Raw genomic sequence first — 364 nt, forward strand, 5'->3', positions numbered from 1 at the left:
GTAAGTCCACATAATCGTGAATACGCAAAAGGAGTTGTGTTAAGCCCAAGAGGTGCAGAAATTCTCAAGCAAGAGATAGAATGTAGATTTGGTAGTAAGTCTTAATTTACGTAGAAATTCATACGTTTTTTCTTGATTCCTAGATGTGTTGCTTATGTAAACGAGGTAAGAAACTACAAATTTAATAAGATTAAGATAGACATTATGTAAAGCCTCCAGTATGGATTTCCAGAGGCTTTATATAAGTACTCTTTATTTAACAGCTTCTTTAAACTCTTTTCCTGCTTTAAAACCTGGGACCTTCGTTGCTGGAATTGTCATTTCTTCACCTGTTTGAGGATTACGTCCTGTACGCTCTTTACGT

The 364-nt window shown here is 35.4% G+C and carries 2 protein-coding genes; one reads left to right on the forward strand and one right to left on the reverse strand.

Annotation, left to right across the window (positions count from 1 at the left end; translation table 11 throughout):
• Window positions 1-105, forward strand: a 105-nt coding sequence (locus tag OK414_RS29990; protein WP_404932081.1) for a hypothetical protein, incomplete at its 5' end; no start/stop codon positions are given.
• A gap of 147 nt (window positions 106-252) precedes the next feature.
• Here OK414_RS29990 and OK414_RS29870 read toward each other — a convergent pair.
• Window positions 253-364 (reverse strand): HU family DNA-binding protein (locus OK414_RS29870; RefSeq protein ID WP_264363585.1); only part of this gene is annotated, 112 nt, incomplete at its 5' end.

The sequence above is a fragment of the Priestia sp. JV24 genome, assembly GCF_025910025.1.
GTDB lineage: Bacteria > Bacillota > Bacilli > Bacillales > Bacillaceae_H > Priestia > Priestia megaterium.